At 71.9% G+C, this 9340-nt stretch carries 7 protein-coding genes; 5 read left to right on the plus strand and 2 right to left on the minus strand.

Annotated elements, in window-relative coordinates:
- Window positions 1-1529 (plus strand): thioesterase domain-containing protein (locus ACIPSC_RS32355; protein WP_400831225.1); only part of this gene is annotated, 1529 nt, incomplete at its 5' end.
- Window positions 1530-1668: 139 nt separating this feature from the next.
- Here the strand turns inward: ACIPSC_RS32355 and ACIPSC_RS32360 are convergent.
- Window positions 1669-2898 carry a cytochrome P450 gene (locus tag ACIPSC_RS32360; RefSeq protein ID WP_400831228.1) on the minus strand — a complete coding sequence of 410 codons (1230 nt, stop codon included), beginning with the start codon at window positions 2896-2898 and terminating at the stop codon, window positions 1669-1671.
- A gap of 425 nt (window positions 2899-3323) precedes the next feature.
- On the opposite strand from ACIPSC_RS32360, the gene ACIPSC_RS32365 reads away from it, so the two are divergent.
- Entirely contained in the window at window positions 3324-4601 is a 1278-nt protein-coding gene (locus ACIPSC_RS32365) for an aspartate aminotransferase family protein (protein ID WP_400831232.1), read from the plus strand.
- Window positions 4602-4659: 58 nt separating this feature from the next.
- Here the strand turns inward: ACIPSC_RS32365 and ACIPSC_RS32370 are convergent, their stop codons facing one another.
- A complete protein-coding gene (locus tag ACIPSC_RS32370) occupies window positions 4660-6342 on the minus strand; it encodes an Imm49 family immunity protein (protein ID WP_400831235.1) in 1683 nt (560 codons plus the stop codon).
- 239 nt (window positions 6343-6581) lie between these two features.
- Here ACIPSC_RS32370 and ACIPSC_RS32375 point away from each other — a divergent pair, with 239 nt between their 5' ends.
- The 3 genes from ACIPSC_RS32375 to ACIPSC_RS32385 form a co-directional block, all read left to right on the plus strand.
- On the plus strand, window positions 6582-8150 hold the full coding sequence (locus ACIPSC_RS32375; RefSeq protein ID WP_400831239.1) for an MFS transporter: 1569 nt from the start codon (window positions 6582-6584) through the stop codon (window positions 8148-8150).
- A gap of 397 nt (window positions 8151-8547) precedes the next feature.
- Window positions 8548-8676, plus strand: coding sequence for a hypothetical protein (locus ACIPSC_RS32380; RefSeq protein ID WP_400831243.1), 129 nt, complete (start codon window positions 8548-8550; stop codon window positions 8674-8676).
- A gap of 11 nt (window positions 8677-8687) precedes the next feature.
- The coding region (locus ACIPSC_RS32385; protein WP_400831246.1) for a M23 family metallopeptidase at window positions 8688-9340 on the plus strand (653 nt) is incomplete at its 3' end.

Below are 9340 nucleotides of genomic sequence, written 5' to 3' on the forward strand. Positions count from 1 at the left end.
CCCAGGACCTACCCGCCACCTCCATCGCCTGGGGCCTCTGGGCCGACACCAGCACCATGACCAGCCACCTCAACGACACCGACATCCACCGCATGACCCGCGCCGGCATGCCCCCACTGGCCACGGACGAGGGACTCGCACTCTTCGACACCGCACTCACCACCAACACCCCACTCCTCGTCGCACTCAACCTCGACACCGCGGCCGTCCGGACCAGCGGGCTGGACGTACCGCCGCTGCTCCGCGGCCTCGTTCGGGCGCCGCTTCGGCGGGCGGTCGGAGTGAGCGCGGGCCAGGTGGAGCCGTCACTGGGCCGACGGCTGGCCGGGCTCGCGGAGACGGACCGCGCCGCGGCGGCGGTGGAGGAGGTCCAGACGCTGGTGGCAGCCGTGCTGGGGCACTCCTCGACCGGGACCGTCGGCATCGACCGCCCGTTCAAGGAGTTGGGGTTCGACTCGCTGATGGCGGTGGAGCTCCGCAACCGGCTGAACGCGCTGACCGGACTGCGGCTGCCCGTCACGCTGGCCTTCGACCATCCCACACCGGTCGCGCTGGCCGAGCACGTGCTCGCGCAGCTCACGGCCTCCGGGATGGTGACGGACGCCGGCAGGCAGGCCGCCGCAACGGCCGTCGCCGGCACGGGCGGTGCCGCGAACGCGGGCACGGCGACGGGAGTCGCCGGTGTCCCGCCGGTCGACGACCAGACGCTGACCACGCTGTACCGTCAGATCAACCGGCTCGGCGAGCTGGAGGCGTCGGGCAACCTGCTCGCCGCCGCGGCGCTGGTGCGGCCGTCGTTCAAGGGGCGCGGGGACGTCGACCGGCTTCCGCGGTTCACCCGGCTCTCGACCGGTCCCGAGCGGCCGGAGATCCTGTGCTTCCCGCCGTTCGTGCCCGTCCCCGGCAATCTGCAGTTCGCGTCGTTCTCGGCGGCGCTCGACGGGCTGCGCGGCGTTTCGGTCATCCCCACCACGGGCTTCGCCGCCGGGGAGCGGATCCCCGACAACCTCGACGCCACGGTGGACATCCACGCGGACGCGGTGGCCGCGCGGGCCTCCGGTCATCCGGTGGTGCTGATGGGCTACTCCTCGGGCGGTCTGCTGGCGCACGCGGTGGCGACGGCCCTGGAGGAACGAATGGACGTCCCGGTGGCCGCAGTGGTGCTGCTGGACACCTACATGCCGGGTTCACTCGCCCGGCCGCTGGCCCGCGCCCTGTATCACGAGGTGTTCGAGAAGCGGGAGGGTTTCGCAACGGTGGACTACTCCAGCCTCACCGCGATGACCCGCTACCTCGACGTGTTCGGCGGCTGGGGTCCGCGGAAGATCGAGGCGCCCACGCTGATCGTCCGACCGGAGGACTGCGTGCCGCTGCTGCCCGGCGAGACGATGGAGGGTGCCGACTGGCGCGGGTGGTGGCACCTGCCGCACACCGGGCTCAAGGTGCCGGGCGATCACTGCACCATGATGACGGACCACGGCGCGGCCACCGGCAGGGCCGTCCACGAGTGGATCCTGGACACGCTGTGACCGGGCGTTTCCCGGGCTGACACCGAAGGTGCCGCCCCCGCGACCAGCGGGGGCGGCACCTTCGTCGGAACCATCACCGGTTCGGCCGCCGACCGGTCACGGCCACGCCCGGTCAGGGCATGGCCGACCGGTCGGCCGGTCACCAGCTGACCGGCAGCCCCTGGACGCCGTACACGGCCATGTCCTTGCGGAACTGCAGCGAGTCCACCGACTGGGCCAGGCGCAGCGTCGGGACGCGCTGGACCAGCGTCCTGACCGCGATCTGCAGTTCCGCCCTGGCCAGCTGCTGCCCGACGCACTGGTGCGAGCCGAAGCCGAAGGCCACGTGCTGTCCGGTGTCGTCGCGGTGGATGTCGAAGACCTCCGGCTCCGCGAAGACCGAGGTATCGCGGTTGGCGGTGTCGAAGGCGAGGATGACGCCCTCGCCGGCCTTCACCAGGTGTCCGCCGATCTCGATGTCCTCGGTCGCCACCCGCCGGGCGCCGCTCTGGGCGACCGTGAGGTAGCGCAGCAGTTCCTCGACCGCGTCGGGGACCATCTCGGGCTTGTCCCGCAGTTCCGCCATCTGCTCGGGGTGCTGGAGCAAGGTCAGCGCGCTCAGCGAGATCATGTTGGCGGTGGTCTCGTGACCGGCGGTCAGCAGCAGGATCAACATGGCAACCAGCGAGTCCGGGCCGATCGCACCCGTGGTCAACTGCTCGGCGACCAGACGGCTGGTCAGGTCGTCGCCGGGCTGGGCCGCCTTCTTCTGCATCATTCCACCGAGGTAGACCGCGAGCTCCTGAAAGGCCTTCATCGCCTGCTCGGCAGTGGCGTCCCGGGCGAAGAGCACGTTGCTGCGGACCTGGAAGAACTCGTGGTCGTCGTAGGGCACCCCGAGCAGCTCGCAGATGACCAGGGACGGCACCGGCAGGGCGAACGCCGCGACCAGGTCCACCGGGCCGGTGGACTCCAGCATCCGGTCGATCAGCCCGTCGACGATCTCCTGGATCCGCGGCCGCATCGCCTCGACCCGCTTGTAGAGGAAGTCCTTGGTGAGCATGCGCCGGTAGGTGGTGTGCTCGGGGAAGTCCATCTCGATGAGCGTGCGCGGGGCGTCCCCCCGGCGGGTCTCGACGAACGCGGTCACATGGGGGAATCCGGGCAGCCGGGGGTCGCAGCTGAGCCGGCGGTCGCTGATGGCCGCCCGCAGGTCCGCGTTCTTGGTGACCAGCCAGGCATGGTTCCCGTTCCACAACCTGACCCTGGTGATCGGCTGCTCCGTCGCCAGCGCGGCGAGTTGGTTCGCCGGGTCGAAGGGGCAGGAGCCGCCGCGCTCCATCGGGTAGAACGGGACGGCTTCTTCCTGTTCCGTCAGGACGTCGGTCATCGGCCTTCTCCTTGTCGTCAGTCCCATTGACCTGGTGGGGACTTCACGGTGACGCGAGAAATCGATGACGAACCGTCAATACCCGCCCCCCCAGGCAACTCGGCACAACTCCCGAGCCTACTGTCAGGGCAACAGTCGTGGTGGGGATCAGTCGAACTGGTGGTTCACCGTGCGCTGTCCGGCAAGAAGCTGCCACGACGCGGTGGAGAACCCGGGCTCCTGGCAGGTTGCGGCCGCGCGGTGCGGCCTGCCGGAAAGGGGTTCTCCCGGGGATCCTCCTCCGGGTTGCCCCTGACCCGGGTGGATCAGGCGTAACGACGCCGGCGGGCGGCTGCCACGCGGCTGCGTCGGCCGCGCCTCGCGCCCGTACTGGCCGGTGCGGGGTAGCGTGCCGGAAAGCGTCTGCGCGGAAGCGGGAGCCTCGCATGTCGAACCTGCTCGGCCGCCATCGGGCGGTCATGCCGTCGTGGCTGTCCCTCTACTACGACCAGCCGATCGAGATCGTGAGCGGCAGGGGCCGCCACGTCACGGACTCCCACGGCCGGACGTACCTCGACTTCTTCGCCGGGATCCTCACCACGATGCTCGGCTACGACGTGCCCGAGGTCCGCGAGGCCGTGGAGCGGCAGCTGCGCACCGGCGTGGCGCACACCTCCACGCTCTATCTCATCCGCTCCCAGGTGGAGTTGGCCGAACAGATCGCGATGCTGTCGGGCATCGAGAATGCCAAGGTATTCTTCACCAACTCCGGGACCGAGGCCAACGAGACCGCGCTGCTGCTCGCCACCAACGCGCGCCGCTCCGACCAGGTCCTCGCCCTTCGCAACAGCTACCACGGGCGCTCGTACGGGGCGATGGCCGTCACCGGCAACCGGGGCTGGAAGAACTCCTCGCTGTCGCCCGTCAACGTCCACTATCTGCACGGCACCGACCGCGACCGCTTCCCCCACCTGTCGGACGAGGAGTTCCTGACCTTCTGCGCGGACGATCTGCAGCAGGTCCTCGACACGGCCACCGCCACCGACGTCGGGTGCCTGATCGCGGAGCCGGTTCAGGGAGTGGGCGGGTTCACCGCCGCACCCGACGGGCTCCTCGCGAGGTACCGGGAGATCCTGGACCGGCACGGGATCCTGCTGGTCTCCGACGAGGTGCAGACCGGCTGGGGGCGCACCGGGGAGCACTTCTGGGGCATCCGGGCCCACGGGGTGACACCCGACGTCATGACCTTCGCGAAGGGGCTCGGGAACGGCTTCGCGATCGGCGGGGTCGTCGCGGACGGCGCGTTGATGGACGCCCTTCCGGCCAACGGCATCTCCACCTTCGGTGGCAACCCGATCGCGACCGCGGCGGCGAAGGCGACCCTCGACTACCTGCTCGCCCACGACCTCCAGGCCAACGCACGCCGGCTCGGCCGCCTGCTGATCGAGGGCCTGCGAGCTGCGATCGAGGGGCTTGCGGTGGTGGGAGACGTCCGGGGAACGGGCCTGATGTTCGCCGTCGACCTGGTGGACCCGGACAGTGGGGCACCGAGTCCGGCCCTGGCCCGCAGGGCGATGGAGGAAGCGCGGCAGCGTGGCCTGCTCGTCGGCAAGGGCGGCCTGCACGGCCACACCCTGCGGATGGCTCCCCCGCTGACCCTCACCGAGGACGAGGCGAGGGAGGGGCTCGGCATCCTCATCGACTCACTCACGGCCGTCTGCTGACGGTCGCCCACCAGCAGAACCGGCTCCCGGCGCCCGCGATCACCGCGCGGACCGTGCGTCAGGCGGACGCGGGCGCTCCGAGCAGCCGTGGCGGGAGGTAGGGCGACCGGACCTGGACGGACCAGCCCCGGCTGCGGTGGGCGTGGCAGGCGAGGGCGAGGACGTCCAGGCTGAGCGCGGCGCCGGGTTCGTCGGCACGGTCGGCGACGGAGTGGTGGTCCCGGTGGGCTTCCAGGGCGTCCAGCAGGGCGAGGTTGAAGCTGGTCTCGTCACCCTCGACGAGCTGGGAGAGCAGGACGACCGGGGGAGGGAGGAAGGCGTTCTGGTCCCTGGTGCGCTCCGCCTCCTTGAGGGCGCGTTCGGTGGCGGGGAGCGGGTCGGCGCCGCGGAGGTGGTCGTGCAGGGCGGTGCGGTAGGCGGCGAACGGGGAACGGTCCTCGGCGGCGATCGCCGGGCCGGCCAGGAGAAGCGGTTCGAGGTCCTCCGAGCTGTTCGTGATCAGGGCGTAGCACAGGGCCGTCTGCCAGAAGGCCGGGCCGAAGTCCCTGTCCCGGCAGGCGGGGAAGCGCAACACCCGGCCGTCGATCGAAGCTTCGGCCTCGGTACCGGGTTCGGCGAGGGCGGCCCGGAAGGCGGCGGCACCCAGTTGGGAGCCGAGCCGCACGTGCGCGAGCACGGCGTCGGTGGCGTCGGCGGACTGCGATGCGCGTGCCGCGAGGAGCCAGCTCTGGTAGCGCAGGGCGCCGGAGAGCTCCCGGGCGTCCAGCGGCTCGCCCTCCTTCGGCGTGACAGCCTCCAGGGTGCGCCGCTCGAATCGCGCCTCGCTCTCCGGGCTGAACGGGGGGTCCAGGACCGGCCGCTCCAGGTCGACGGGGCCGGCGGCGAGCCGGGCCACCGCATCGGGCCGGCGGCCGCGGCCGAGGCCGTCGACCCGCGGGCCCGGCGTCTCGAAACCGGTGACCAGGGCGTGGGGGAGGTAGTCGGTCTCGACAGCCGGGGCCCAGCCGTGCGTGCGGTGGGCCAGGGCGGCGAGTGCGATCGGGACGAGCGGCAGGAGGCCGGCGGGCCGGGTGCCGTGCGGGCCCTCCCGGAGGAGCGCGAGCAGCGCGGCGTCGAAGGCCTCGCGGTCCTGGTCGGTGAGTGCACGCAGCGCGCGCAGGCCGGGCTGCGGCTCGTCGGCGGAGGCGGAGGCAGAAGCGGAGGCGGGGAGGCCCGCCTCCTCGAAGAAGTGGGCCACGAAGCCGTCGACGAGTTCGAGGGCAGGGGTGACCCGGTCGTCGGGCATCAGCTGCCGGGCCCAGCAGAAGGCCTCGCCGTGGGGGGAGACCCTGTCCGAGATGATCGCGAGGCAGAAGGCGTCCAGCCACTCCCGGGGGCCGACCCGGTGGAAGGGGTCGCGTTCGAGGCCGTCCTCACGGTGGTAGCTCATCCCGAAGTTCGGGTAGTCGAGGAAGACGCCGAAGCCGTCGTGCGGGTAGTAGGCGGCGAAGGAGACGGCGCCGCAGGCCGCCTCGGTGGCGTCCTTGAGGACCGCCTTGGCCTCGGGGAAGTGCAGGTCGGGACGGGAGGTGGAGAGCGCGCCGAGGTAGTCGAGGAAGGAGTCGGCGATCAGCTGCCACTCCATGGTGGCCATCAGACCGGCGCGGGAGTAGGAGTGGACCTGCCTCCCGATCCGGTTGACGAAGTCCTCCCGGGCCTTCTCCACCTTCGCCTCGTCCACCTGGTGACGTTCGATCCGCACGGTCCTGTCCCCCTTGATCATCGAGCTGCACCCAGCCTAGGCCCTGGGACCGACAGCCGGCGCCGTTGCTCCGGACGTGGCTCCGGACGTGGCTCCGCCGGGCGTGGCCCGGGGCCCGTCGTTAGCATGGGAGCCGCCGAGCCAACGGCAGGAATCCGGGCCCCTTCCGCCACGAACGGGCCCGTCCCACAGGTGGTCCGCCGGCAGTGGACGCGCGGACGCACCCCGAAGGGATGGCGATGCAGACTGCTCCCGCCGGCGGATCCTCGCGCTACCTGGTGCTGACGGCGATGATCTTCGCCGTCGCGATGACCTTCATCGACCAGACCATCGTGTCGATCGCCGTACCGAACATCCAGCACGAGCTGGAGCTGACCACCACCGGGGTGCAGTGGGCGGTCAACGCCTACCTGCTCACCCTGGCGGCGTTCTTCGCGTTCGGCGGCCGGCTCGCCGACACGGTCGGTCACCGGAAGATGGTGGTCCTCGGGGTGGTGATCTTCGCGGGCGCCTCGGCCTGTTGCGGCCTCACCCCCACCGGGAGCCTGGCCGAGGGGTGGCTGATCGCCTTCCGTGCCGTCCAGGGCTTCGGCGGCGCGATCATGTTCCCGGCGGCCCTCGCCATCGTGGTGCAGAGCTTCGCACTGCGCGAGCGGGGGCGGGCGCTGGCCCTGTTCTTCGGCATCGCGGGCGGTCTGACCGCGATCGGCCCGGTCCTCGGCGGCTACCTCACCGAATGGACCTGGCGGGCCATCTTCTGGGTGAACCTGCCGGTGGCCGCCGTCGCGCTGGTGCTGGTCGCGGTCTCCAAGCCGGTGACGGAGATCCGTCCGGCGCCGATGGACTACCGGGGCCTGGCCCTGATCGCCGGCGGCGTCGGACTGAGTGTCTTCGGGTTCCAGCAGTCGCAGGTCTGGGGCTGGTCCAACCCGGCGATCGCGCTCTGCATCGCGGCCGGTGCCGCGCTGCTGGTCGTCTTCGTGCTCGTCGAGAAACGCACCGCCTCGCCGCTGATCCAGGTGGACATCTTCCGCATCCGCGCGTTCTCCGTGCAGAACCTCGTGCTCGGCATCTCGATGCTGGTCTTCGTCCCGGTGTTCTTCTTCTCCAGCGAGTACGCGCAGATCGCGCTGGGCGACTCCTCCTCGGAGGCCGGCGTCTTCCTGCTCTACTTCTTCATCGGGTTCGTGATCGCCTCGCAGATCGGCGGCCGGATGCTCGACCGGGGCGGCGCGAAGCGGCCGGTGGTGCTCGGGTGCGTGCTGGCCGCGGTCGGGTTCTACCTGTGGGCCGGCGACGTGACCACGCTGAGCTTCAGCGAGCAGCAGTGGGACATCGTGCTGGCCGGCGCGGGCATGGGCTTCATGCTCTCGCCCGCCAGCACGGACGCGGTCAACCGTGCGTCGCGGCTGTCCTACGGCGAGGCGACCGGCATCACGCAGACGGTGCGCAACTACGCCGCGAGCCTGGGGCTGGCCGTGCTGGGCACCGTCCTGGTCACCGACCTGCGCTCCCGGCTGACCGACTCCCTGGTGGCCCAGGGCCTGCCGCCCGACCAGGCGTCCGCCACGGCCGCCCACCTCTCCCAGGTCCAGGCGCAGAGCGGAGGGAGCGGGGGCACCGCCGGCATCCCGCAGTTCTTCCGGGTCGACTTCGCCCACGCCACCCAGACGGTCTTCTACTGGATGGCGGGCATCATGGCCGTGGCCTCGCTGGTGGCGGTCGTCGGCCTCCGCCCGGGCGTACAGGCCGAGGCCGCGCCCGAGGAGGAGCAGCCCCTGCCGACCGGCCACGAGGGCCGGGCCTGAACCGCGCCGCCTCCCGCACCGGGCGCCGGAGCGGCCACCCGCCGGTCACGGCGGTCTTCGAGCCGGGTGACTGAACAGCCCCACGGCGCACAGCCGGACCGGATGCAGCCGGACCGGATCTGCACCACCCAACACGCCACTTGGCAGGGCGACTTGCCCCGTCAAGTGGCTTCCTCGTGCAGGGGCCTGCGGCGAGCCGTGCCACCCCCCTGCGGCTCCTGCTGACGGCGCTCCTCGCACAGCCCCTCCCCCAAGGTCAACAGCCTCCTCCGCCGGTCCGCTCCTGTCAGTCCGGATGGTTCCGGGTTCTGCGCCGCGCGGTGCATGGCTACCGTCCCAACCGCTCGACACCCGGCGGTCCGGACAGGTGGCCGTCACGCGCCCTCAGGAGATCACGTTGACCGCGCACCACTCCGCCCTCAGGAGCACCCTCAAGTCCGCCGACGGGCTCGGCGCCGCGCCGGCGCCGGGCGCCGCAGGCCCGTCGGCCGTCGACGGCACCGTCGACCGCCTGCACAAGGCCTGAGGGGCGCACCGGTGTTCCCCTCCTCCGCCCGCCGGGCCGCCCGCCGGGCCGCCCGCCCCGTCTCGCGCCTGGCCCTGGCCGCAGTCGCCCTGCTGCTGCCGGTCGCCGTGCCGGCCGCCCCCGCCTCGGCCGCCGCCGCTGCGGCCGCCGGTTTCGCGGCGTCCTGCCCGGCCGCAGGCTACATCTCCCAGGGCTACACCCCGGAGCACAACGGCATCGACATCGCCAACGACTACGGCACCCCGATCTACGCGGTCGGCGACGGCCAGGTACTGGTCTCCGGCCCGGCCCAGGGCTACGGCCAGTGGATCCGCATCCTGCACCCGGACGGAACCATCACCGAGTACGGGCACATGCGCGAGCGGGACGTGGCCACCGGCGACCGCGTGACGGCCGGTCAGCTGATCGCGCAGATGGGCAGCGAGGGCACCTCCAGCGGCCCGCACCTGCACCTGCGGGTCTGGGCCGACGCGGACGCGACCGTGCGCACCGACCCGATCCCCTACCTCGCGGAGCGCGGGATCACCATGCCCTGCACTCCGGGAACCGGTCCTCGCCCGGCCCCGCCGGTGTATCCGGCGCAGTCGGGGAAGGTGGTGTCGGCGCGTTCGGCGGACGGGCGGCTGGAGGTGTTCGCGGCCGGCGCCAACGGCGTCTCGCACGC

The sequence above is a fragment of the Kitasatospora sp. NPDC090091 genome, assembly GCF_044747365.1.
Lineage (GTDB): Bacteria > Actinomycetota > Actinomycetes > Streptomycetales > Streptomycetaceae > Kitasatospora.

Excerpts from the sequence above, each read along its gene's own strand:
- ACIPSC_RS32360 (WP_400831228.1), bottom strand. The coding sequence starts at position 2,898 with ATGACCGACGTCCTGACGGAACAGGAAGAAGCCGTCCCGTTCTACCCG.
- ACIPSC_RS32365 (WP_400831232.1), top strand. The coding sequence starts at position 3,324 with ATGTCGAACCTGCTCGGCCGCCATCGGGCGGTCATGCCGTCGTGGCTG.
- ACIPSC_RS32375 (WP_400831239.1), top strand. The coding sequence starts at position 6,582 with ATGCAGACTGCTCCCGCCGGCGGATCCTCGCGCTACCTGGTGCTGACG.